Source organism: Flavobacterium sp. N3904, from assembly GCF_025947305.1.
Taxonomy (GTDB): Bacteria; Bacteroidota; Bacteroidia; order Flavobacteriales; family Flavobacteriaceae; genus Flavobacterium.
The window spans coordinates 1504391-1526893 of record NZ_CP110009.1; the positions used below are offsets into that span (position 1 = coordinate 1504391).

Annotated in this window: 22 protein-coding genes; 16 read left to right on the forward strand and 6 right to left on the reverse strand. The window is 33.3% G+C overall.

All coding sequences use genetic code 11. The features are described 5' to 3' along the window. Positions 1–40: 40 nt before the first annotated feature. Entirely contained in the window at positions 41–805 is a 765-nt protein-coding gene (locus OLM57_RS06150; protein WP_264566357.1) for an amidohydrolase, read from the forward strand. On the opposite strand, the gene OLM57_RS06155 is transcribed toward OLM57_RS06150, so the two are convergent. Next, a complete protein-coding gene (locus tag OLM57_RS06155) occupies positions 797–2470 on the reverse strand; it encodes an Ig-like domain-containing protein (RefSeq protein ID WP_264566358.1) in 1674 nt (557 codons plus the stop codon). The two genes, OLM57_RS06150 and OLM57_RS06155, sit on opposite strands and share 9 nt — an antisense overlap. 540 nt (positions 2471–3010) lie before the next feature. Here OLM57_RS06155 and OLM57_RS06160 point away from each other — a divergent pair. The 5 genes from OLM57_RS06160 (at position 3011) to OLM57_RS06180 (ending at position 7078) form a co-directional block, all read left to right on the forward strand. Next, entirely contained in the window at positions 3011–3784 is a 774-nt protein-coding gene (locus tag OLM57_RS06160; RefSeq protein WP_264566359.1) for a threonine/serine ThrE exporter family protein, read from the forward strand. 1 nt (position 3785) lies between these two features. Next, positions 3786–4307, forward strand: coding sequence for a threonine/serine exporter family protein (locus tag OLM57_RS06165; protein WP_264566360.1), 522 nt, complete (start codon positions 3786–3788; stop codon positions 4305–4307). A 713-nt stretch (positions 4308–5020) separates the two neighbouring features. Further along, positions 5021–5785, forward strand: a complete 765-nt coding sequence (locus OLM57_RS06170; protein ID WP_264566361.1) for an HNH endonuclease — start codon at positions 5021–5023, stop codon at positions 5783–5785. 168 nt (positions 5786–5953) lie between these two features. Further along, positions 5954–6445, forward strand: coding sequence for a hypothetical protein (locus OLM57_RS06175; RefSeq protein WP_264566362.1), 492 nt, complete (start codon positions 5954–5956; stop codon positions 6443–6445). Positions 6446–6763: 318 nt separating this feature from the next. Beyond that, positions 6764–7078 (forward strand): HPF/RaiA family ribosome-associated protein, encoded by a 315-nt coding sequence (locus tag OLM57_RS06180; RefSeq protein ID WP_264566363.1) that lies wholly within the window; start codon positions 6764–6766, stop codon positions 7076–7078. 249 nt (positions 7079–7327) lie between these two features. On the opposite strand, the gene OLM57_RS06185 is transcribed toward OLM57_RS06180, so the two are convergent. Beyond that, complete coding sequence (locus tag OLM57_RS06185) at positions 7328–8920, reverse strand: L,D-transpeptidase family protein (RefSeq protein ID WP_264566364.1); 1593 nt, start codon at positions 8918–8920, stop codon at positions 7328–7330. A 182-nt stretch (positions 8921–9102) separates the two neighbouring features. On the opposite strand from OLM57_RS06185, the gene OLM57_RS06190 reads away from it, so the two are divergent. After that, positions 9103–11577 (forward strand): AsmA-like C-terminal region-containing protein, encoded by a 2475-nt coding sequence (locus OLM57_RS06190; protein WP_264566365.1) that lies wholly within the window; start codon positions 9103–9105, stop codon positions 11575–11577. Between the two features lie 79 nt (positions 11578–11656). Here OLM57_RS06190 and OLM57_RS06195 read toward each other — a convergent pair whose 3' ends face one another. Further along, on the reverse strand, positions 11657–12217 hold the full coding sequence (locus OLM57_RS06195; RefSeq protein ID WP_264566366.1) for a porin family protein: 561 nt from the start codon (positions 12215–12217) through the stop codon (positions 11657–11659). Between the two features lie 256 nt (positions 12218–12473). Next, positions 12474–13007 carry a porin family protein gene (locus OLM57_RS06200; RefSeq protein ID WP_264566367.1) on the reverse strand — a complete coding sequence of 178 codons (534 nt, stop codon included), beginning with the start codon at positions 13005–13007 and terminating at the stop codon, positions 12474–12476. 219 nt (positions 13008–13226) lie between these two features. On the opposite strand from OLM57_RS06200, the gene OLM57_RS06205 reads away from it, so the two are divergent. The 9 genes from OLM57_RS06205 to OLM57_RS06245 all read left to right on the forward strand — a co-directional run bounded on the left by OLM57_RS06205 (position 13227) and on the right by OLM57_RS06245 (position 20849). Continuing rightward, entirely contained in the window at positions 13227–15695 is a 2469-nt protein-coding gene (locus OLM57_RS06205) for an AsmA-like C-terminal region-containing protein (protein WP_264566368.1), read from the forward strand. Between the two features lies 1 nt (position 15696). Then, a complete protein-coding gene (locus OLM57_RS06210) occupies positions 15697–16203 on the forward strand; it encodes a nuclear transport factor 2 family protein (protein ID WP_264566369.1) in 507 nt (168 codons plus the stop codon). 78 nt (positions 16204–16281) lie between these two features. Further along, on the forward strand, positions 16282–16956 hold the full coding sequence (trmB, locus tag OLM57_RS06215) for a tRNA (guanosine(46)-N7)-methyltransferase TrmB (protein ID WP_264566370.1): 675 nt from the start codon (positions 16282–16284) through the stop codon (positions 16954–16956). Positions 16957–17016: 60 nt separating this feature from the next. Then, positions 17017–17652 carry a LysE family transporter gene (locus OLM57_RS06220; protein ID WP_264566371.1) on the forward strand — a complete coding sequence of 212 codons (636 nt, stop codon included), beginning with the start codon at positions 17017–17019 and terminating at the stop codon, positions 17650–17652. A gap of 6 nt (positions 17653–17658) precedes the next feature. Beyond that, entirely contained in the window at positions 17659–17991 is a 333-nt protein-coding gene (locus OLM57_RS06225; RefSeq protein WP_264566372.1) for an MGMT family protein, read from the forward strand. A gap of 209 nt (positions 17992–18200) precedes the next feature. Continuing rightward, on the forward strand, positions 18201–19331 hold the full coding sequence (locus OLM57_RS06230) for an Mrp/NBP35 family ATP-binding protein (protein ID WP_264566373.1): 1131 nt from the start codon (positions 18201–18203) through the stop codon (positions 19329–19331). Between the two features lie 120 nt (positions 19332–19451). Continuing rightward, positions 19452–19691: a NifU family protein gene (locus OLM57_RS06235; protein ID WP_264566374.1), complete on the forward strand. Its 240-nt coding sequence runs from the start codon at positions 19452–19454 to the stop codon at positions 19689–19691. Positions 19692–20008: 317 nt separating this feature from the next. Continuing rightward, positions 20009–20482: a hypothetical protein gene (locus OLM57_RS06240; RefSeq protein WP_264566375.1), complete on the forward strand. Its 474-nt coding sequence runs from the start codon at positions 20009–20011 to the stop codon at positions 20480–20482. Positions 20483–20531: 49 nt separating this feature from the next. Beyond that, on the forward strand, positions 20532–20849 hold the full coding sequence (locus tag OLM57_RS06245) for a 2Fe-2S iron-sulfur cluster-binding protein (protein WP_264566376.1): 318 nt from the start codon (positions 20532–20534) through the stop codon (positions 20847–20849). Here the strand turns inward: OLM57_RS06245 and OLM57_RS06250 are convergent. Both OLM57_RS06250 and OLM57_RS06255 read right to left on the reverse strand, forming a co-directional pair. After that, positions 20846–21589 (reverse strand): SGNH/GDSL hydrolase family protein, encoded by a 744-nt coding sequence (locus tag OLM57_RS06250; RefSeq protein WP_264566377.1) that lies wholly within the window; start codon positions 21587–21589, stop codon positions 20846–20848. The two genes, OLM57_RS06245 and OLM57_RS06250, sit on opposite strands and share 4 nt — an antisense overlap. A gap of 54 nt (positions 21590–21643) precedes the next feature. Beyond that, positions 21644–22426, reverse strand: a complete 783-nt coding sequence (locus OLM57_RS06255; RefSeq protein WP_264566378.1) for a DUF3050 domain-containing protein — start codon at positions 22424–22426, stop codon at positions 21644–21646. Positions 22427–22503 lie beyond the last annotated feature (77 nt).

A 22503-nucleotide genomic window follows, 5' to 3' on the forward strand; every position in this document is an offset into this window, starting at 1 on the left:
TTATCTTTGTGTATCTTTGTATATCAGCAAAATATTCGACATGAAAATAGCACTTATACAATCGTTATTATTCTGGGAAAATCCAGAGAAAAACAGAGAAAAACTTGGTAAAAAAATTCATGCCATTTCTGAAAGCGTGGATTTAATTGTGCTTCCCGAAATGTTTACATCAGGATTTACCATGCAACCCAATGACGTTGCCGAAACCATGCATGGTGAAACTATAAACTGGCTTACTTCTTTAGCCAAAGACAAAAATGCGGCCATAACTGGTAGCCTTGTGATTACTGAAAATGATAATTTCTATAATCGATTGGTTTTTGTTTTTCCTTCGGGTGAAATACAATTTTATGATAAAAGACATTTGTTTACGCTGGCAGGGGAAGATAAAGTCTACACTGCGGGTACCAAAAAATTAATTATTGAATACAAAGGCTGGAAAATTTGTCCCTTGATTTGTTATGATTTGCGTTTTCCTGTTTTTTCGAGAAATACCGAAGAATATGACGTGTTGATTTATGTTGCCAATTGGCCAAAAATACGCATCAACGCTTGGGATGCTTTACTGAAAGCACGTGCAATAGAAAACATGAGCTATACCGTCGGAGTGAATAGAATTGGAGTAGATGATAACAAATTTGAATACAACGGTCATTCCCAAGTGCTCGATTTCTTGGGAGATTACATTTTAGAGCCTACAGAAACTAAAGGCATTTTTATAGTCGAATTAAATAAAGCCGAGCTTCTTTTGACCAGAAAAAAATTTAATTTTTTAAGTGATCGGGATTCTTTTATACTAAAATGAAGTCGATTTCTTTTTTTCTTTTTCTTTTTTCTTTTTCGGTTCTGGATTATATGGAATGCTCAAATCAAAAGTTTGGTTGACATCCCAATTGGTTCTTACATCAACACCTTTAGAGAAATAAACGACTTCTTCAGCCTGGCGTTTTTCAATGTAATTGCCTGTATCCCATTCCTTGTTTTTGTTGTCATCATAAATGGCACGAAGTGTATAGACACTTGGCTCTAATTGATTAAAATCAATTTCTGTCTTGCCTTCTGTATAGGCACTTGCGACTACAACATCTCCTTTTTCATTGGTTAGTTCAATAATTACCGGAAAACGATTTACGTTTTTAAGGCTTACAGTAAGATTACCATAGTCAGCAAGGTTCCGCGTACTGGTGCCAAAAGACAAAGTGTCATTCGTTTTTTCAAAATAATCAGTAACAGCACCTGGCATCAGTTTCAAATTGTATTTCTGTGCTTCTTCTATTTTAAAATCAACAAACAATTGTTGGTTAAAATCATCATATGTAGTAGTAAAGTCAACAGCAACCGAATCTTTATTGGTTAATTTCATTTTAGATTTATCAATATTCACCAGGGGAGTACTGGATTCCAGAGTAAAACGCTCTCTAAAATTCAATGATCCAGTTTGAACGGCTTTTATGCTCAAAGTGTCACTTTTTTGGTTTTTGATTTTAAAAGTAAAGTCTTGTTTATACTTGTCCTTGATGATATTTAGCGATAATGAATCTACTTTGAGTGGTTTGAACCAAATTTGCAAGGAGTCTTTTTTAGCCAATTTTGTGACAATGCTCGGCAAAATTTCAGTTTTATTTTTTAGGGTGATTTGTGGTTTTTCACCGTTTTTATAAGGTCTGCCTTCATAACCCAAAAGCAATCTATTTCCTGAGGCTTGACTTGGCTTAAAGGCTTTAAATGGTAACTCTTCCTTAAACAATTCCAATTCAAAAACAGTGTCGTTAGGAATCGTTACGATACGATTGTTAAATCCTATCAGATCCGATTTTGGATTGAATTTATTATTGTTATTACGGTCTTTCAGCGCCACCAAAAAATATTTTCCAGCCTTCAAATTTTCCAGTCGAAACGTTCTCAAACTGTCCAAAGTATTGGTAATATAGCGCGGTCCTTCTTTATAAATAGTAGAATCGTTAAATTTTTCATTCGCTTCATAAAGCATAATCGAAACAAATGATTCTACGTCTTTGTTATAAGCGTCTTTCACTCTTCCACCAAGTGCCAAGGAGTCGATGTAATCACCTGTTGAAAAAACATATTTAAATTGATTGTATGGATTGCCTTCGTTATTATCGGCAATACTTTGTCCAAAATTTAGGCTATAAGTTGTATTGGGCTGTAAAGTGTCTTTTAACGTTATTGTCAATATTTTTGTAGCATTCGTTGGCAAAATCAACGGCTCATTTTTCATTGGAGGCGAAATGATCAATTGCTTCTCTACACCTTTTAGTTTAATGTTTTCATCAAAATAAAGTTTGATTTTATTCCCTTGAAATTTAGTCGAATAATTATCAGGAAAACTGGATTTCAAAACAGGGGCAAGAGTATCTTTCAAACCACCCGTAATTGAGCCTCTTTTGGCACAACTCGCGCAAAGAATCAGTAGAAAAATAGAAATATACTTAAAATTGTTTTTCAACATAATAGACTAAAATTAGATTTTACAAAATAACAATTATATTTACTGGAATCGAAATATTTTTGATTTAATTTGGATGCCATTTGTCACCCTGAGCGAAGTCGAATGGAGGAGTTATTTCCTGCTGTCCACTGTATCCACGCCCAAAAGCGTGGGATGCCGTTTCCATCAGGGCTAGGGCTTCAGTTTTCATAAGCAACTTCCATTTATACAGAAGAGAAAAATATCTTTTTTTATCTTTAAAATAATTATAATTCGATAAAAATAGACCCAAAAAAATACGCTTTTGGCAAACGTCAGTCGTCCGGCTGACGTTTTTTTTGTTTCCAAACTCCAAAAAAGTTTTTCAAAACACCAAAAAGCAGTACCAAAATCAGTGCGATAAATTTGATTTAGGCATTTTTTTGCCCATTAACCACAAACGAAATCGATAGAAATCACTGGTTATTTATTTTCTAAATAAATTAATGTTTTCGGGGATAAATCAGCTTTTATGAGGGGCTAAATACCTAAATTTGAGAGTAAAATTAACAACCGCATTATATGGAAATAGTTGCAAAACCAAACAAGTATGAGCTGGGAGAAATGCTCCTGGAAATAGGTTCCTTACTCATAGTATCCGGAGCCAATACCGAACGTGTCAAAATCACTATCAGCAGAATTGCAGGTGCCTTTGGCTGTTGCTCGGATTTAATGATTACCAACCACGCTTTGATGCTTACCTTGACTTATAAAGACAAAATCAAAACTTTTACCAGTGTACGATGGGTGCCCAATATGCACCTCAATTTCAATCTCATTTCCGACATCAGTACGATGAGTTGGAAAATTGTCGAAGAAAAATGGTCTGTAGAGCGTATCAATAAAGAAGTGCAGCTTCTGGACAGAAAAGCCCTTTATCCGCGTTTTGCGGTATTGTTTCTGGTAGCTCTTGCGGGAGCCTCTTTCTGCCGTTTGTTCGGTGGTGGATTAATCGAAATGATTCTTTGCTTTACAGGAAGTTTCGTGGGCCTTTTTGTGAGACAGGAAACCATGAAACTCAAATTCAATTTTTACTTGTGTATCTTCTTTGCGGCCTTAACCTCTTCTTTTTTGGTAGGACTCTATTCGTTTTGGAATCCCGAAGGCGAATTCATACACGCATTATCCACCTCGGTGTTGTTTTTGATTCCGGGAGTGCCCATGATCAATTCGTTCTCGGATTTGATTGACGGAAACATATTAAACGGAACCACCAGAGGCGTAAACGTTTTGGTTATCGCTTTTGCCATTGCATTGGGATTGATGGTTTCATTATTAATTTTTAATTTACACTAAGATGGATTTTGCATTATTAGAAAAAGGAATATGGCTGGGATGTGCCGGTATTGGTTTTGCCGTACTGTTTAATGTACCCCGCAGAACGTTGGGGATTATTTACATCATTGCTGCCCTGGGCGGATTGCTCAAATTTTATTTGATTTCGCTCGAAATCGGATTGGTTTTTGCGGCTCTTTGTGGTTCGAGCCTTATTGGTTTTTTGAGTGTATTGGCGGCACATTACCGCAAAGCACCTCCAATGACCTTTGCACTTCCGGCATTGATCCCAATGATTCCCGGTTTTTTTGCCTACAAAGCGATGGTAGGCGTGATGAAATTGACCGCCGAAAAAGATCCAGACGTGTATACCAAACTCTTTTTTGAAACCGTAAACAATGGACTCTCGGCTTGCTTTATCATCTTGGCTCTGGCCGCAGGTGTAGCCATCCCATTGCTTATTACCCGTAAGGAAACCGTGAAAAGAATCAAAACCGATGCGGTTCTGGAAAAACAACTCGAAAACTTGGAAGAAGAAAATTAAAACAAACAAATAGAGTACCCAAAACGCCAGTCGAGAGATTGGCGTTTTTTTATCCAAAAAGCCTAAATCCGGCACTATTTTATTGAATTTGTAGACACTATATGTAGTTTGCACCAATAGTATATGTAGATTGAACCAACAACATATGTAGTTCGAACCAATAGTATATCTGGGTTTTACCAATACTATTGGTACATCGAGCCAATAAAACAGGTAGTTTGAACCAATAATATATGTGGTTTGCACCAATGCTATTGGTACTTCTAACCAATAATACAGGTACTTCGAACCAATAGTATATGTAGTTCGTGCCAATAGTATTGGTATTTAGTGTCTTTTTTTGAGGATAAAAGACAGAATACCGAACGGAATACCCAAGAAAGTGGAGCAATTTTATTATTTTGCCACTAGTAGATGCCTGAGGAAATATCCTGATTGTTAACTCTTAGCAATTAAAACAGAGAAAACTTTGATATATGGTGAACAGTTTTAAGGTTATAAATAAAAACAAAGTGAGAAATTTTAGTTTAAAAAAACGCCAGTCGAGAGATTGGCGTTTTTTTTGGTCTGAAAACAAGTTGAAAACTAATTTTTAATGAGGACAATTGTAAGCAGGTCAATTGTTTTTATAAATATACATTTGTGTCTTATTTTTAGATCATTTCAAATGTAATTAAGTTTTATTTTTTGAAAATTTCAAAAAAATAGATTTTATGACAAGAGAAAATTGGACAAGAGAACAAACTATAGTAGCATTAAATCTTTATTGTAAAATTCCATTTAATAGAGTCAGTTCTAATCATCCAGATATTATTAAGATTGCCACCTTAATCGGAAGAAATCCAAATGCAGTAAAAATGAAAATCGGAAATTTTGGAAGTTTTGACCCTGAATTAAAGAAGAGAGGGATTGTAGGATTAGCAAATGCTAGCAAATTGGATGAAATCGTTTGGGATGAATTTAATAACAATTGGGAAAATCTTGCGTATGAAAGTGAAGTGTTAATTTCTAATTTCGCTAATGAACCAATAGAGAAAACGGCACATATAAATATTGATGATTTGCCGTTGGGAAGAGAAAGGGAAACAATAATAAAGGCAAGAGTTAATCAAGGTTTTTTTCGTTCAACGATTCTTTCTTCATACAATTTAAAGTGTTGCATTACTGGTTTGTCAATTCCAGATTTTTTGGTGGCTAGTCATATAATACCGTGGGCAAAGGATGAAAAAATTAGATTGAATCCTCATAATGGATTGTGTATAAATTCTATTCATGATAGGGCTTTTGACCGTGGCTTTATTACTGTTACAACGGATTATAAAATAAAAGTTTCTAAATACTTAAATGAATATAAAAAAGAAGATGCAGTAACAGATTTCTTTTTAAATTATGAAAGTAGATCGATCATTTTGCCAGATAAATTTCTTCCATCAAAAGAATTTTTGGAATATCATCATCAAAATATTTTTATAAAATAAATCATTTTAACCGTTCAAATAAATGTTTGATTATTGCTATTTATAGAATTACCTACTAAATTTCACATTTTATATTTAGTTTAAAAAAACTAAAAATGTTGCCTATAGTACAGCAGAATATTGTCCCGTTTCTATTAATATTGAAACTTATTTTAAATTGAAAATCAGATGGGCTATCACACTAAAATAATCTTTGGAAAAGACCAAGTAACAAAGCTTCATAATAATAAGGCTTTTACTGATTGCGAAAAAATTATCAACTTTAAAGAATATAGTTTCGATACTCGAGCGGAAAGGAGTGCCTTTTATAAAGGGATTGCTGAATCTACGGGAAGGTTCGAGTTTGAAGTGATTAATGAATACGAGGATAAAAATGACAAAGAAAAAGAAGATGAAATTAAATTTGATTATTGGGACTTTATTGAAAAGTATTATCCAAAATATTATTCTTGTGATAGTGTTTTATTAAGCGACATATTAACTAGAAAGCTTGACGGAGAAGAAATATGTGAAGAAGATGAAGAGTATATAAAAGAGTGGGACGTTAGAAAAGAATTGTTTGAACTTGACAAGGAACTACTTTGCGAGGCTTTTGAAAATTACTTCAATATTGTTTATCCTAAAAACCCGGATTCCTCGATTGTGACAATTAGTAAATAATCATGTTTTTTATACCCATTGTTCTCAAAAAAAATTGGAACATTGTGTTGCCATAATAGAACAAGAAATTGCTTTACTGCAGACCCAAGCCATACACTAATTTTTTCTTTCTCAGACACTTCTGTTTTTAAATCAAAAAAGAACTTTTTTCTTTCATAATGTTTTACTAAAACGAGGCTGTTTTAAGGAATAATTTTTAACTTTGAGATATAACCTAAAAATCAACATATGAAATGAGCATGACTTAAAATTGGTCGCAAACACCAATGATGATATGCGAATTACATATGACAAATAAAAATCAATAAAAATTAACATATGAAAGTACAAATCAACACAGACAATAATGTAGAAGGTAACGGAAGATTGGAATCTTATTTCTCTAGTGAAATCACAAGAGTATTATCCCGTTTTGATGATAAAGTGACTCGTATCGAAGTGCATTTTGGAGACGAAAACAGTGCCAAATCGGGTGTAAATGACAAACGTTGTCTTATCGAAGCTCGTCCAGCCAATATGCAGCCTATCGCGGTTACAGAACACGCCGATTCTATCGAAAAAGCATTCAACGGAGCCTTAGAAAAAATCAAGAAAGTACTCAACACTACATTTGATAAACAAAAAGCACACTAAATAAATTTAAATTAAAGTTTGAATAAATAAGGCTGTCCCAAAAAGGCAGCCTTTCTTGTTTTAACTGAGATTCCGCAATAGGAATATATTTCACGAAGATTTGCAAAGGAGTCACAAAGATGGGCAAAGGAAAAAATGAATCCGCCTTGAGATTGAACTTAAAAAATTTTGCGGATTCTTCGCATTTCTCTGCGAAATGAAGAGTAATGCTTATTCTAGGTTTAATCAATATGTGGTCTATCAAAAAAGTTATTCCTCAAACAGCATCGTTGCCAGACGGTCGTCCCTTTGATAGACATCATCATAAAAATGAATAGCGCCTTCGTCATCTACCCAAGCGGTAAAATAACCAATGTAAACGGGGATTTTGTTTTTGAGGGTGTACCAGGTTTCTTTGCCTTTGTGCATGGCGGCATCAATTTTTGCGGGGGTCCAGTTTTTATCGTCTTTTAGGATTTCATTAGCCAGTTCTACCGGTTTGGCAACGCGTATGCAACCGTGGCTAAAAGCCCTTTTTTCTTCATTAAACAAATTTTTGGAAGGGGTGTCGTGCAAGTAAATAGAATTGTTGTTGGGAAATAAAAATTTCACTAATCCCAATGAGTTTTTGGAGCCCGGTTTTTGTCTAATGCCCCCATTATACCATTCCATATTGTGTTGGGAGAGGTAGTTTGGGTTTTTGGCTATACCAGGTTTAATTTCTTTTTTGATAATGCTTGTCGGAACGTTCCAATAAGGACTAAAAACGATATAACGCATATCGGCACTAAAAATAACAGTCTTATTCATGTCTTTTCCAACGACCACATTCGATATCAAAACCGGTTTTCCGTCTTTGAAATAGGTCAGTCGGTAAGAAGGAATATTAACCACGATTAGTTCTTTGGCTTTAGCAACATCAACGTCAATCCATCGGCAACGTTCCATGTTTACGGTGATAGTTTTAATGCGATCTTCAATAGGTACATTTAGTGATGCAATGATTTTTTTGGTAATAATTGGGTTCTCGAGTAGGCCGTTACGATTTTGGTATTTTACGATTCCGGCAGCAAGAACGTCATCGTATATTGCACTTTTGGAGTCGGCCGAAAGGTCTTCAAAAATATACAACCGCTGTCTGATTTGTGCAATGGTCTGTGAAGAATCACCAAGTTTCAAAGCTGTAGTGCTTGAATCTAATGCTATCGGACTCCAGGAATTGTCTTTTTGTATTTTTCTGTATTTTTGAAGTACTTCTTTCAGATTGTAATATTGACCCAATACTTCTTTCTCATTTTTATTGATTAGCGAAGGATTGGCAATAATAGAGTCTAAATAGCTGACATACGATTTCTTTTTTCGGGGTAAGTACCAACCCAATTCGGCAATTTTTTTGTCGTCTATTCCTTTTAAAACTTTTTGGGTATAAAAAAAATAAAGAGATGTAAGTAATAATTCATTATTGACGGTAGCTTTTTGGTTTTCGGTTGCATTCAGGAAAAGGGCATCCAGTTTTTCTTTGTATGGGATGGTGGCTTTAATTCCGTCATCTTCCATATTATTCAATTTATTGTACAACAAATGACTTACTTCGAGCATGCCTTTGGTGTCAAACCAAATGTATTGATAGTTCCGTTTTTGATATAATTCAGTTGTTTCTTGTTGGTATTTTTTTAGTTCATGGTACTTTATAAAAAAGGAATTCACCAAGGTACTGTCAAATGGAGTCAGGCTTTGCACTTTTGAAGAGTAACCGGAAGAAAGAGGTAGTTTTGAATTTTCGTCGGCTGTTTTTTTACAAGAAATTGAAGAAAACGAAAAGCAAAATGAAAATAGAATGAGCAATAAAACAGGTTTTCTCATAATGAATGGGTTTAATAGGAGGCAACTATAAATATACAAAAACGGAGTTTAAAAGGAGAATGGAGATTAAAAATAATTTTAGTATTGAAAAAAAATAGAAACAAATCAATTCTTGTTATAGTTTTTTTTGGCTTTTCTTTATTTTAACTATCTTTATATAATTAACATAAAAATAGACAATTATGAACGATAATCTGCAATCGGTTCCTTTTTTCAAAAAGGGGATGGTAAAAAAAATGGTTAAGTGGATTGTGTTTTTTATAATTGGTATTTTGTTGTTATTGATGCTAAGTACTGCTTGCCTGTATTATTATTTCAGTCATCACAAAGCCAAAATAATTACCGAAATCAATCAGAAAATAGATGAAAACATAAAAGGTACGGTGACAATTGGCGATATCGGTTACAAACTTTTTACAGGCTTTCCCAATTTTGCCGTAACCCTAAATAACGTTGTGGTAAAAGACAGTTTGTGGGCGCAGCACAAACACACGTTACTGCTTGCCAAAGAAGTTGAGGTACACATCAACCTGAAAACATTATACGATCAGGACGAAGTGGATATTGAAAAAATTCAGATCAATGATGCAACAGTAAATATTTTTAAAGAAAAGAACGGCTACACCAATTTGGATATTTTCAAACCAAAACCCAAAGACACGATTACAAAAAAAAAATTCAAAACGGTTTTGGAGGAATTTGCATTGGATAATGTAGCCATAGTAGCCAATAATGAAATGACAGACAAACTTTTTAGTTTTGATGTCTCCTCGCTTGAAAGCAAACTAAACTATACACCAGACGGGATTCAAACCGATTTGTACGTTAATACTTTTGCCAAAAGTCTGTCTTTCAAAATTTCCAAAGGCAGTTTTATAAAAGACAAAAGAGTAAAGGGAATGTTGGCTGTAGTGTATTCCAAAAGCAAAAACAACATTAGCATTGACACCAAAAACTTGGAAATCGGTGAGGATGATTTTGATATTACCGCTCATTTTGATTTGGGAAAAATCAATCCCATGTTTGGCATTTTTATAAAAACCGACATTCTATGGAGTGATGCCACGCGTTTATTGGACAGTCATATTTTTAAAATTTTAAACCATTATAATATTACCAAGCCCATTGCTGTAACGTGTTCTATAAAAGGGAGTTTGGTTGCCAAGGGAAATCCGGAAATTATTGTAAAAGCAATCATAAAAAACAATACGCTCGAAACACCGGATGGCGAAGTAACCGATTGTTCTTTTCATGGGGAGTACACCAATAATTTTAAAAATGGATTGGGCTATGTTGACGAAAATTCGTCGGTGATACTGACTAATTTCTCTGGGAATTATGATGAAATTCCAATTGTGATTCCAAATGCAATGATTCATAATCTGACCGTTCCATCTGCAACTGGAGTATTTAAATCTCAGTTTAATGTTTCAAAACTGAATCAATTTGTTAATGAAAATTTTGTGGTTTTTTCTGATGGTGATGCCACCGTTAATTTAAATTTTAATGTCAATATTGTAAATTTAAAATTAAACAAGCCCACTTTTTCGGGCAGTGTTTTGGTTAAAGGAGCAACAATAAACTACAAGCCAAAAGATATCACATTGGCCGATACAGACATTCAGCTTAATTTTACGGATGAGGCTTTAACCATTCAAAAAATTAAATATACCAATGGGAATAACACCATAATGATGGATGGTAAAATCGCCAATTTCCTGAATTTGTACTATAATGACCCCGCAAAAATGGTAGTAAACTGGGATATTTACAGCCCGAATTTTGATGCACAACAGTTTCTAGCGATGTTAACGACCAATAAATCTGCAAAAGTAGTGGTCAAGGATACTACGACAAATCTTGTTTCAAACAAACTCCAGTCGATGCTAAAGAAATGCCAGGTTGTAATTAATGCCAAAGCAGATAAAATGTCGTACAATCATTTATTGGCAACTGATGTAAAGCTGAGTATTTTGCTTAACGACAACCAATTATTTATTCAAAACGGTTGGATACAAAGTTCTGGAGGAAATATTGCATTTGATGCTCAATTGATTCCAACCAATACTGCTTACAATTTTAGCGCCAATGCTACTATAAACATGGTTGATATACCGCAGTTTTTGACTTCATTTAATAATTTCGGGATAAAATCTTTTTCACCAAGTAACCTTAAAGGTAATCTTTCGGCCAAAACTAAAATGAGTGGGGCTATGACCAAAACAGGAGATTTAATAGACAGTTCATTAGATGGAAGCGTAAATTATTCGATAACAAATGGAGTGTTGTCCAATTTTGAACCCATTATGAAAGTTGGGCGATTTGCCTTTCCGAGAAGAAATGTTCAAAATATTATTTTTGATAATTTGACCGGGCAGTTTAACGTCTCAGAGAATAAAATAGTCATTGATAATTTCAAGGTCAATTCGAGTGTTTTGGATTTTAATATTAGTGGTATTTATTCTTTTGGGAAAGGAACAAATCTTGAAATGACCATTCCGCTGCGCAATCCCGAGAATGATTATAAAATTACAGACAGCATCAAAAGGGCGAGAATAAGAGAACGCGGAATTGTACTGCATTTGGTAGCCATAGATGGGCCCGATAATAAAATACAAATAAAATGGGATAAAAACTGGAGAACCGAAGATCAGTAATACTAGAATTTTTTCAAAAAAAAGGAGCCTTGAAGATATTTCCTCAAGGCACCGTTTTTATTTTTGATATAAGGTTTTTTTAGAATTTTAATGAAGCCCCCAATTGAAAAACTTGACTTTTTCCTTCGTCATTGTAGTCACCGTCTTTAAAAACACTATTAAAACTGCTGATAAAACGACCGTTTATTGACAATCCAAACGGAAGATTCAATGAGGCACCAAAAGCCCAGGCCGGATTGAAAGTCTCAAAATCATCCTGTGGCGTGATAAGGGGACTATTAGAATCGGTTTTGTCGTTTATTTTAAAACCAAACTGTGGTCCTGTTTCAAAACTTAGCAATTTTACGGCATAAACCTTAGCCAAAACCGGAACAGTAATATAATCAATTGTGTAATCGGCAAGATTGGTACTGAATTTTTCGCTAGAATATTGTATCTCTGGTTGTATAAAGAATACATCTTTTACAACTGGAATTTCATCATAAATACCTACATAATACCCTGTTTTAGAGGTTGAATCGTAGTAATCACCACTTATTGTAGATAGATTTACACCACCTCTAATTCCGACACCTTGTGCTGTTGCGATAGACACTGTCAGTAAAAATGTGCTGAAAAGGATTGTTTTTAATACTCTCATAATGTTGAATTTTGGTTTTTAAATAACTATTAGTTTAGTTTGGAGTCAAAATTATTGATTAATGCGGCGTTTCTTTTTATATAAAAAAGGAAATATGTATTAAAATTTAATGATTTACATCACTTTTTAAAAATTGTATCTCTTTAAACGAACAGCTTTTTAATTCGAACGTTATTATAGTGAGAATAGTATAAAAAAATTGCCTTAAAGAATAATACTTTAAGGCAATTTAGTATATAACGTTAGGTCTTCTTCCTTAAAATCGGAAACCAGCACCAATTTGAAATGATTGGCTTTTACTGGAGTTATCCACTATAACGTCTGTCAAACCAGTCATATATCGAGCGGTTATAGAAAGGTGCAAAGGAAGATTAAGGTTCATCCCAAATGCCCAAGAAGTAACAACACTTTCTGTTTTATAATTATTTAAATTGTCATTAATTGGGAAACCAAATTGTGGTCCGGTTTCAAAACTAAATAATTTAATCACATATACTTTAGCCAAAATGGGTACAGAAAGGTAGTCTATTTTTGTATCGGGTAGATTCTTGGTAGAAAATCCTTCTTGTGAGTATTGCACTTCGGGCTGAATGAAAAGCAAACTTTTTATGATTGTCATTTCTTTGTTTACCCCTATAAATAAACCCGTTGTGGCGCTAGTGTTTTTAAAATTAGAACCAGTAATATCAGCAAAATTAGCTCCCGCTCTAATTCCGAAACTTTGTGCTGTTGCAGTACTTGATGCCACTACAATAAATGCACCTAATAATAAAATTTTTAATGTTCGCATAGTTGTTGTTTTTTAAATTAATTTGCCCTTTTTATTGGGTGTTAGCATATCAAATGTAATAAAATAGTATCAAAATTCACGAACTTACTTTAAAAAAAAGAGAATAAACTAAATTTTAATTTAAATAATTGGGTACTTTTATTAGAAAATTTAAAACAACGAGTTAAAAAGAAAAGTTATTATTTTTTTTGACAATTGATTTGTATAAAAATATAAAATATGAGACAATCATTGGAAAAAGGAAAAGAATTTGTAAAAACGAATCGATTTAGAACAATCTTAAAAAGAATTGGGTATTTCTGTATTGGTTTTATTGGACTATTACTTATCTTTTTTATTGGGTTACGAGTGTACTTTATTCAAAATAAGACAAAAATAGTAACCGAAATCAATCAAAAAATCAATAAAAACATCTCAGGAAAGGTCAGTATTGGCGATGTAGGGTATAAGTTTTTGATCGGTTTTCCCAATTTTACGGTCGTACTCAATAAAGTGGAAGTACAGGACAGTCTCTACTCGATTCACAAAAGAAGTGTACTTACAGCAGAAGAAATTGAGGTAAGGCTAAATGTTTTTGCCTTAATACACAAAAAAGTGGATATCGAAAAAATAGTATTGATTGACACTAAAATTGATTTGTTTAAAGATAAAAATGGAGTTTCCAATTCGAATATATTTAGGGCAAAACCCAAAACAAAAGAGCCCAAGAGTAAAACCGAAACTGAAATCAATGAAGTAGCTTTTAAAAATGTAATCTTTATTTCCCAAAACTTACAAAGAAATAAATTATTTCATTTTGAGGTAGCCTCATTAAAAAGCAAAATAAACTACACTAACGATGGCTGGGAAACCGATCTTTTTCTGGATGTTTTTGCCAAAAGTATGGCGTTTAATACCATTAAGGGAAGTTTTATAAAAGACAAAAGGGTAAAAGGGAAACTCGCCGTTCAGTATTCTACAGAAAAAAATAGAATTGACGTCGTTACAGACGCACTTGGAATTGGTGATGATGATTTTGATATTAAAGCCAGTTTTATCTTGGATAAAGAGCATCCTATGATGAATATTAATATCAATACCCAAATTTTATGGTTGAATGCCGCTCGGTTACTGGATCCGCATCTTTTTAAAATTTTAAATCATTTCAACATTACAAAACCATTATTGGCAAGCTGTAGCATCAAGGGAGATATGAATGCAGAGGGCGATCCAGAAATTATTGTCGATGCTCAAATTAAAAACAATGAACTGATTTTTCCGGACGGATCGGTTACAGACTGTAATTTTATTGGAAAATACACCAATAATTTTAAAAATGGCTTGGGCTACAATGACAGTAACTCGGCGGTAATTATTAAAAATTTTAGCGGAAACTATGAAGGTATTCCTGTAGTTATTCCAACTGCTGCAATTAATAATTTAGAAAAACCTATTGCAACAGGAAACTTACATTCTAAGTTTGATGTGGAGAAATTAGGAAATGTTTTTGGTGATGATTTTATAAAATTTTCCAGTGGTACAGCCAATGTAGATTTGAAATTTAATGTAGATATTGTGGCCTTACGCATTTCCAAACCTCGTTTTACAGGCAAAGTAGATATCGAAAATGCAAACATGAATTATAGACCCAAAAATTTAATTTTTCAAACAGATATTCTTCTTGATTTTACTGATGAAGCATTGTTGATAAAAAATATTAAATACCAAAGAGGCAAAAATATTGCTTACTTGGATGGAAGAATAGACAATTTTCTAAATCTCTATTATAATGACCCTGAAAAAATGGTGGCTGTACTCAATCTTAATTCCCCTTTTATGGATGTAAAAAAATTGATGGGAGTTCTTACTTATAATGAAAAAAAGGGCGATGTAAAAAAAGTAACAACTAAAGCCAATGCTAAAAAAAGAATGGATCTTGTTCAAAAATGTCAAGTAGTTTTGAATTTGAATCTTAAAAAGATGGTGTATTCTAATTTGACGGCTAAAAATGCAAAAATCATCATCTCGGTCAATAATCGGCATTTTTATATCAAGCAAGGATCAATAGAAACTTGTGGTGGTAAAATTACATTTACTTCTCAATTAATTCCTCAGGGTGATTTGTTCGGTGTCAATACAAATGTAAATATCGCAACCGTTGATATTCCTCAGTTTTTAACCTCTTTTAATAACTTTGGGATTAAATCGTTTCAGCCAAGAAATATAAACGGAAAGCTTTCGGCAAAGATAGATATGAATGCCCAAATTACTGCAGAAGGCGATTTTGTAGAGGAATCTGGAAGAGGAAATTTGCAATACGAAATCAAAAATGGTTCATTGATTGATTTTAAACCCATTATAAAAATAGGTAAGTTTGCTTTTCCCAATAGAGATGTAAAACATATCGTTTTTAACGACTTGTCAGGGCGATTAAATATGAGCGGAAATTTTGTAAATATTGATTATTTTAAAGTAAGTTCGAATGTATTGAATTTTGATGTAGAGGGAATGTATTCTTTCAAGAAAGGAACCAATTTAGGATTGACGATTCCGCTGAGAAATCCAGAGGACGATTTTAAAATAAAAGATATAAAAGAAAGAGAAGCCAAACGTTACAAAGGGATTGTATTGCATTTGCTGGTTGTAGACGGAAAAGATGGCGAAATGAAAATAAAAATGGGAAGTCTCCCGGATAAAAATACAAAATAATATGAAAGCACTATTTTTAAGTTTAGCAGTATTGACTTTGGTTAGTTTTGATTCTTTGCAGTATAAGGAAGCAGACGAAAAAGAACAAATAAACCAAACTCTTGATGACTGGCACAAAGCGGCAGCCGACGCCAATGCCAAAGTGTATTTTGGTATGATGACCGAAGATGCCATTTTTATTGGAACAGATCCAACAGAGAATTGGGATTTGAAAGCTTTTCAAGCTTTTGCAAAGCCTTATTTTGATAGAGGAAAAGCTTGGAATTTTAAAGCAATAGAAAGACATATCTATTTGGATAAATCAGGGAAACTGGCTTGGTTTGACGAACTATTGAATACCCAAATGAAAATTTGCAGAGGATCTGGTGTTCTTATAAAAATGGGGCAAGAATGGAAAATAAAACACTATGTTTTGTCGATGACAATTCCAAATGACAATACCAATGAGGTTGTCAAAATAATCACTCCAATAGAAGATACTTTACTGCAAAAATTACAATCTAAATAGCAATTTTTGTTTTTAACAGAAACTAAAGTTTTCGGTCTTATATAATTCCTTAATTTTGCCGAAAATAGCAATTAAATCGTGGGAAGTAAAAATAAATTAAAAAGATTCAAAGAAAACGAAACATTCCAAAATGTTTTTCAGCCAACAAGAGAAGAAGTTGTAGGGGATTTGTTTCCGCTAAAAGGCAAATGGAATTCGGATTTTTTCAAAAATGAAAATCCATTGGTGCTTGAATTGGGATGTGGTAAAGGTGAATATTCCGTTGGTTTGGCCGAAAGATATCCAAATAAAAACTTTGTTGGGATCGACATTAAAGGAGCCCGTTTCTGGCGCGGTGCAAAAACGGCTGTGGAAACCGGATTGCATAATGTGGCATTTATTCGAACACAAATTGAATTAATCAACCATATTTTTGCCGAAAACGAAGTCGATGAAATTTGGATTACTTTTCCAGATCCACAAATAAAATACAAAAGAACCAAACACAGAATGACTAATTCAGAATTTCTGCAATTGTATAAAAAAATCTTGAAAAAAGACGGTATTGTTAATCTTAAAACGGACAGTGAATTTATGCATGGTTATACGTTGGGACTGCTGCACGGAGAAGGGCATGAGGTTTTGTATGCCAACCATAATGTGTATGTAAACGAAGGAAGCCCTGAAGAAGTTACCGCTTTTCAGACATTTTATGAAAAACAATATTTGGAAATTAACAAAGCAATTACGTATATTCGTTTTAAAATTAAATAGTTTTCAGTACCAGTTTTCAGTACATAAACTGAGACTGATATCTGAGGATGCATACTCAATATGACTTTATTTTTGCCTTTTTTTCTCGGATTTATTGTTGCTGCAATTGGAATTACACCTCCTGGTTTAATCAATATGACAGCCGCAAAAGTGAGTTTGAAAGATGGCCGGAACGAAGCTATTTCTTTTGCCGTGGGAGCTACCATAATTGTATTTTTTCAAACCTTTTTGGCACTGTTATTTGCTACTTTTATCAATAGCCGCCCCGACATCATTAGCAGGCTTCAGGAAATGGGACTGTTTATTTTTATAGCGCTGACCGTATATTTTTTTTGGAAGGCAAAAAAGCCAAAAATCCCCAAATCGGAAGCAAAAGTGCGAAGTAAAACCAATCGTTTTTTTCTGGGAATGTTATTGTCTGCATTAAATCTTTTTCCCATCCCTTATTATGTTTTTGTATCCATTACACTAGCAACTTATGGATATTTTTATTTTACCGAATCTTTTATCTATGCTTTTGTATCAGGTGTGGTAGCCGGTTCTTTTTTGGTTTTTTATCTTTATATAGTATACTTCAAAAAGAGAGAGGCAAAATCTAATTTTTTAATGAATAATGGGAATTATATTATTGGTACTATTACAGGATTAGTCTCAATTGTTACGCTCTTTAAACTCATTAAGGGATATTTTGGATAAAATACAATGGAAACTACAAATGATAATTTTTTTGAAAGAGTCTATGCAGTTGCGAGACAAATTCCATATGGGAAAGTCACTTCTTATGGGGCTATAGCCAAAATATTAGGAGCAGCACGTTCTGCCAGAATGGTAGGCTGGGCAATGAATGCCGCACACAATAGGGAGGATGTTCCCGCTCATCGTGTGGTTAACAGAAAAGGTCTGCTAACCGGAAAACACCATTTTGACGGCACTAATCTGATGCAGCAATTATTGGAAAGCGAAGGTATTGTTGTTGTGGATAATCAAATTATGAATTTTGAAAGTGTTTTTTGGGAGCCTGAAGTACATCTTTAAATAAGATTTTTTATTTCTATTTATTGAATTTATTTGGTATCTATTGATCGTTGAAATTTTCGTTATTAGGGAATAGATTCTATTTGTATTAGTATCAATAAATCCGATACAAATCCTTTAAAATAAGAAGATAATCATTTATCTTTGCAATCTAAAATTAGTTTAAATAAAGATAAATTTTTCTGAATTTAAACCTGAAATATTTGATAATGAAAATAGATAAAAAAGATATCCTTAAAGCATTAGAGACAATAACTATTGCTGGTGAAGGAAAAAATATGGTAGAAAGCGGAGCAATAGCAAATGTTGTTACTTTTGGAGATGAGGTCGTTGTGGATTTAGTTTTGCACACCCCTGCAATGCACATCAAAAAAAGAGCTGAGGACGATATCAAAAAAACAATACTCGAATTGGTTTCACCGGATGCTAAAATCAAAGTAAATATAAAAGTAGAAGTTGCTGAAAATCCAAATCAAATAAAAGGGAAAGCAATTCCAGGAATTAAAAATATTATAGCAGTTGCTTCTGGAAAAGGAGGCGTAGGAAAATCTACAGTTACGGCAAATTTAGCAGTGACCTTAGCAAAAATGGGGTTTTCTGTAGGTGTTTTGGATGCAGATATTTATGGACCATCTATGCCGATCATGTTTGATGTAGAAAATGAAAAACCAATTTCGGTAACAGTTGATGGAAAATCAAAAATGAAACCTGTGGAAAGTTATGAAGTAAAAATACTCTCGATTGGGTTTTTTACTTCTCCAAGCCAAGCGGTAATCTGGAGAGGACCTATGGCTTCTAAAGCGCTGAATCAAATGATATTTGATGCAGATTGGGGTGAACTGGACTTTATGCTAATTGATTTACCTCCAGGAACAGGGGATATTCATCTTTCTATTATGCAATCACTGCCTGTAACAGGAGCAGTAGTTGTAAGCACCCCGCAAGCGGTTGCTCTGGCCGATGCCAAAAAAGGAGTTTCTATGTTTATGTCTGAGGCTATAAATGTACCTGTTTTGGGGATTATAGAAAATATGGCATATTTTACACCAGAAGAATTGCCGTCCAATAAATACTATATTTTTGGAAAAGAAGGGGCAAAAGATTTGGCACAAGATTTAGACGTTGCATTTCTCGGCGAAGTGCCTATTGTACAATCTATCCGCGAAGCAGGGGATTACGGTCGACCGGCTGCGTTGCAAACAGGTTCAATTATAGAAAATGTTTTTGAAGAAATTACCAGAAATGTTGTTCAGGAAGTCGTTAATAGAAATGAAAATTTAGCCCCTACTGAAGCTATAAAAATTACTACTATGGCGGGATGCTCATCTGTTAGAAAATAAGTTTCTAGCATCTAAAGAATAAATATAAAAAATCTGAAGATGAGTAAGTTGTAAAGACAGAAACATGAACTCAGAATATTTATAGTCTTTCTTTAAAAAACAAAAAAATATTATCTACACATGAAAGCAGAAGAATTAACTAATAATGTTTTAAAGGCCCTTGACGAAATAAGACCTTTTTTAAATTCGGATGGAGGAGATATCACCCTTATTTCAATTGATGAAGGAAAACATGTAAAAGTGCGTCTTGAAGGAGCTTGTACCAGCTGTAGTGTAAATCAAATGACGCTGAGAGCAGGTGTTGAAACTACAATAAAGAAGTTTGCTCCACAAATTGAAACAGTTGTGAATGTTTTATAATCACATTGAAAAGAGGCTGTTGTTTCTTTCATATAAGCCTCTTTTTTCTAAATCATTGAAATACAGGATTTGGTTTACTCTAAAAAACTAGAATATAAAATGATAAATATCATATTTCTCCCTTGTTAAATAAATGGTCTATACTTGTTAAAACACAGTAAAAAAGTCTTTTTTAAACAATTATCATTAATGAATTACCAATAATACGACTGTTTTTTTTGATTTATGTAAAAATATGTAAAAATAATTCAATTTTTTTTTCTTTGACAATTCAAATAAAAAATTATATTTGTAGCACTAACCTACAATCCTGAATTATGAAAAAGCAGTACTTATTGATTATTCTATTTTTATTTCTTTACAAAAGCTATGGGCAAGAACCTATGCAAGAGTCATATGTTACTAAAACATATGTCAATACTGATGAAGGATGGAGTGAGGTGAATTTCAGTGCCATGGTAAATATTTCCTCAAATCGAAAGGGACAATTAAAGATTTCTAATGCTGAATTTTTGACTGAACTTAGTGGCGGGAAGGCAAAAATGTTAGAAAATAGTGCATACAATTCGGCCGAATTTACCTCTCAGGTTTTGTCTAAAGAGAAAACGGAAAAAAATGGTGTAATAAATTTAACATTCGATGGTAAGCTGGTATATAAATGTCATGAGGGATCTTATACTGTACCTTCAAAAATTATTTTTAGAATAAATCAGGCTGATATTATTGGTTTAAAAATTCTTAATAGGGACAATAACAAAGAATTTGCGGTTGACCTAGAAATAAAAGAGTAAAATCAAAGCTTTATAGTTTTGGGTTTTAAATAAAATACAAATTATAGTAATGGATGTTTTAATAAAAATAAAAGACAGGGAAGGAATTGTTCATGAATTGCAAGCTCCTACAGATATGGCAATGAACATAATGGAATTATGCAAAGCCTACGAATTGCCTGTTGAAGGAACTTGCGGAGGAATGGCCATGTGTGCTTCTTGTCAATGTTATGTTCTTAACGATATTGCATTGCCCGAAATGGGAGATGATGAAGAAGCCATGCTTTCTGAAGCTTTTTATGTAAAATTAAACAGCCGTTTGGGTTGCCAAATTCCTATTACTGAAAGCCTTGAAGGTTTGGAATTAGAATTAGCACCAGAAAATTAATTTTTATTTTGTAAAGTACTAACTGCTTGGGGTAATATACGTTCTACAAACAATCCATATGCTTTTTCTGAAGGATGAAGATTGTCTTTTGCCACAAGGCTTAGATCAGACAGTCCTTGTCTGGTTATATCAGTAATATTTATAAAGGCAATTGCGTTTTGTAAGCAATAATTTTTTGCAAAAGAATTGTATTTGTCAATTTCTGTTGTAATTGTAGTTTTTCCGTTTCCAAAAGGAGTAAAAGCATAATCTGGAATAGAAACTACAATTACATTTCTTTTATCTCCCTTTCCCAATAAAATAGCCTTATCTATAAGTTCAGGAAATTCTTTTTCGTAAACGGAAAATGAACTTCCCTGATATTGGTTATTCACACCAATGAGTAATGTAACCAAGTCATAATCTGTAGTTGGATTTTGAGTATTTATTGCAGAAAGTAGATTGCTAGTAGTCCAACCGGTTTGTGCAATTATTTTTAGTAAAAAACTATTGTTGGTATTCAAATTGTACAAACTGCTTTTCAATTGTTCTGGAAATCTGCAAGTCTCGCAAACACTTTGCCCTATGGTATAGCTATCACCCAGAGCCAAATATTTTATTGGGTCTGGTTTTGTTTCTAAAGTTAGAACTAGCGGCTTAATTATTGGAGATACTGCAGTTTTAGAGTCACTATTGTCAGATTGGCAACTGATTAAAAAACAACTTAAAAAGAGTATGCTTATTTTTACTGATTGTATCATATCTATAAAATTTGAATAAACATTTTTTTGTTGCCAATCTGGTTAGTAATTATCTCAAACCATTTCGACTTTCATAGCTATTTGTTGCTCGATAGCATCCCAAAGCCCTATTCTTTTTTCTAACGCTAAAATTGATATCTCTTCAACTTCCAACCATTTTTTTGGATCCTCTCCGCAAAGTTCGGTGATCATTTTCATCGCCATTGGGCCATGTTCATCAGCATCCAATTCAATATGTCTTTCAAAATAATAAATCAGTTTGCTTAAGTCTTTTGCCGGAAAACTGGATTGAAAGTTTTTCAAAATTTCAGTAAACATACTCGGAATTAAATCTTCTCTCCCAAACGTAAATGCAGCTGCAATTTCGTGCGATTTTCCTTCTTCAATTACTCTAAAAGTAAAATCAAGGAATGCTTTTATATTTGGGTGTAAATCACTTTTTTTTATAGCAACAAATATGTTTTGAAGGGAGTTTACATCTTCTAAAAATTGTTCAATTCTAGAAGTTTTTGCTCCACAATCTTGCATAGCTTCAATGTACATTTCAAAATGACTCATACGTCGACCATTAATACTTAAGTCACTTTCCTCAGCCAATACAATTTCGTTAATTAAATATCTTGTTTCTGGATTTGGTGTTGCAAACCAAGGAGTTGTAGTACAGGTAAGTTTATTTTGTAAAGCTTTTAATAACGACATAAAATCCCAAACCGCATATACATGACTTTCTAAAAAAGTATGTAAATCTTCAAGTGTATTTACTTTTTTGTATAAAGGATGGTCTAATAATTGTTGTTTTTGACTATTAATTTTTGAATTGATTGTTGCAATGTTCATTGGGGATTTTTTTAATGTAAAAGTAAAAAAGCTTCTCGTTTCCAAGAAGCTTTTGCTATCAATTTTATAAATACTTT

Excerpts from the sequence above, each read along its gene's own strand:
- OLM57_RS06150 (WP_264566357.1), top strand. The coding sequence starts at position 41 with ATGAAAATAGCACTTATACAATCGTTATTATTCTGGGAAAATCCAGAG.
- OLM57_RS06155 (WP_264566358.1), bottom strand. The coding sequence starts at position 2,470 with ATGTTGAAAAACAATTTTAAGTATATTTCTATTTTTCTACTGATTCTT.
- OLM57_RS06160 (WP_264566359.1), top strand. The coding sequence starts at position 3,011 with ATGGAAATAGTTGCAAAACCAAACAAGTATGAGCTGGGAGAAATGCTC.
- OLM57_RS06165 (WP_264566360.1), top strand. The coding sequence starts at position 3,786 with ATGGATTTTGCATTATTAGAAAAAGGAATATGGCTGGGATGTGCCGGT.
- OLM57_RS06170 (WP_264566361.1), top strand. The coding sequence starts at position 5,021 with ATGACAAGAGAAAATTGGACAAGAGAACAAACTATAGTAGCATTAAAT.
- OLM57_RS06175 (WP_264566362.1), top strand. The coding sequence starts at position 5,954 with ATGGGCTATCACACTAAAATAATCTTTGGAAAAGACCAAGTAACAAAG.
- OLM57_RS06180 (WP_264566363.1), top strand. The coding sequence starts at position 6,764 with ATGAAAGTACAAATCAACACAGACAATAATGTAGAAGGTAACGGAAGA.
- OLM57_RS06185 (WP_264566364.1), bottom strand. The coding sequence starts at position 8,920 with ATGAGAAAACCTGTTTTATTGCTCATTCTATTTTCATTTTGCTTTTCG.
- OLM57_RS06190 (WP_264566365.1), top strand. The coding sequence starts at position 9,103 with ATGAACGATAATCTGCAATCGGTTCCTTTTTTCAAAAAGGGGATGGTA.
- OLM57_RS06195 (WP_264566366.1), bottom strand. The coding sequence starts at position 12,217 with ATGAGAGTATTAAAAACAATCCTTTTCAGCACATTTTTACTGACAGTG.
- OLM57_RS06200 (WP_264566367.1), bottom strand. The coding sequence starts at position 13,007 with ATGCGAACATTAAAAATTTTATTATTAGGTGCATTTATTGTAGTGGCA.
- OLM57_RS06205 (WP_264566368.1), top strand. The coding sequence starts at position 13,227 with ATGAGACAATCATTGGAAAAAGGAAAAGAATTTGTAAAAACGAATCGA.
- OLM57_RS06210 (WP_264566369.1), top strand. The coding sequence starts at position 15,697 with ATGAAAGCACTATTTTTAAGTTTAGCAGTATTGACTTTGGTTAGTTTT.
- OLM57_RS06220 (WP_264566371.1), top strand. The coding sequence starts at position 17,017 with ATGACTTTATTTTTGCCTTTTTTTCTCGGATTTATTGTTGCTGCAATT.
- OLM57_RS06225 (WP_264566372.1), top strand. The coding sequence starts at position 17,659 with ATGGAAACTACAAATGATAATTTTTTTGAAAGAGTCTATGCAGTTGCG.
- OLM57_RS06230 (WP_264566373.1), top strand. The coding sequence starts at position 18,201 with ATGAAAATAGATAAAAAAGATATCCTTAAAGCATTAGAGACAATAACT.
- OLM57_RS06235 (WP_264566374.1), top strand. The coding sequence starts at position 19,452 with ATGAAAGCAGAAGAATTAACTAATAATGTTTTAAAGGCCCTTGACGAA.
- OLM57_RS06240 (WP_264566375.1), top strand. The coding sequence starts at position 20,009 with ATGAAAAAGCAGTACTTATTGATTATTCTATTTTTATTTCTTTACAAA.
- OLM57_RS06245 (WP_264566376.1), top strand. The coding sequence starts at position 20,532 with ATGGATGTTTTAATAAAAATAAAAGACAGGGAAGGAATTGTTCATGAA.
- OLM57_RS06250 (WP_264566377.1), bottom strand. The coding sequence starts at position 21,589 with ATGATACAATCAGTAAAAATAAGCATACTCTTTTTAAGTTGTTTTTTA.
- OLM57_RS06255 (WP_264566378.1), bottom strand. The coding sequence starts at position 22,426 with ATGAACATTGCAACAATCAATTCAAAAATTAATAGTCAAAAACAACAA.